This window comes from Flavobacterium sp. EDS (assembly GCF_020991525.1).
Classification (GTDB): Bacteria; Bacteroidota; Bacteroidia; order Flavobacteriales; family Flavobacteriaceae; genus Flavobacterium.
The window spans coordinates 1-1292 of record NZ_JAJMOZ010000041.1; the positions used below are offsets into that span (position 1 = coordinate 1).

The 1292-nt window shown below is 33.0% G+C and carries 1 protein-coding gene; it reads right to left on the reverse strand.

Annotated features, from left to right (window positions below):
* Positions 1-159 precede the first annotated feature (159 nt).
* Complete coding sequence (locus LPB87_RS20575; RefSeq protein ID WP_230729222.1) at positions 160-1125, reverse strand: TerC family protein; 966 nt, start codon at positions 1123-1125, stop codon at positions 160-162.
* Positions 1126-1292: the final 167 nt, after the last annotated feature.

Sequence of the window (1292 nt, forward strand, 5' to 3'; positions counted from 1 at the left end):
TTAGAGAGATTAAACTTTTATTCTTAATGAAGCTTAATGACTTAATGGTTCAGAAAAAAATATTTTCATTATAGTGAATCCGCTTTATCTACATTCCATTTCTCATTTTAGGGAGAGCTAGAGAGAACTTAATGGTTTAGAAAATGTTTCCCATTACAATTATTCTTCTGTTTTAGAAATTCTCTCATTATTTTTACTTAATCGTAACGAAGCTATGATTCCTATAATCAGCGAAAGGGCGATAAAAGCGAGAGAGCCCCATTCTGGTATTTCGATATAATCGTGGAGTAGCATTTTAAGGCCTACAAAACTTAAAATTGCAATTAGGCTATATTCTAAATGGCTGAATTTTGCGATCATATTGGCTAAGAAAAAATACATCGAACGCAATCCGAGAATAGCAAAGATGTTAGAGCTAAATACCAAAAAAGGATCTTTTGTTATGGCGAGAATGGCAGGAACGCTATCTAGAGCAAACAACACATCCATTACTTCGATTACAATTAAAGCAACAAACAATGGTGTTGCAGCTTTGCCTTTGGCAGTTTGAATGAAAAACTTTTCCTTATCGGTTTCAGAAGTGATAGGTATAATTTTACTTAAAGTCTTATAAGCAAAAGAGTCCTTTGGATGAAAATCTTCTTTATCTCCAGAAAATAACATTTTCATAGCAGTAAAAAGTAAAAAACCTCCAAACAGGTAAGTTGCCCAGGTAAATTTATTAATAAGCATTACTCCAAAGAATATCATAAGACCTCTGAATACGATAGCTCCTAAAATCCCCCAGAATAAAACACGATGTTGGTATTTTTGCGGAATCTTGAAAGAGGCAAAAATAATAGCAATCACAAAAATATTATCAATACTTAAAGAGAGTTCGATCAAATAGCCTGTGATAAATTTTATAGCGGCTGCAGTAGGTTTTAAGCCATCAGGGTTTTCGATATAATTGGTAGTGTATAGCCAATATATTACACCAGAGAATAAAAAGGAGATGCTTACCCAGATAAGAGTCCATTTACTGGCTTCTTTAGTACTTATAATATGAGGGGTTTTGTTAAATACACCAAGATCAAGTGCTAAGATCCCCATTATGGCAGCTAAAAATAGAATCCAGACAATCATAAACTATTTTTTAATGAATTACAAAGGTAGTTTTTGTTGAGAGATGTTAAATATGAAATGCAAAAAAAGTAAAGTATGATTTTCTTACCATTAAGAGATTAAGAGAAATTAAGTTTTAAATCTGCATGGGGTGGATTTAACCGCAAAGGGCGCAGTCCCGATAACCG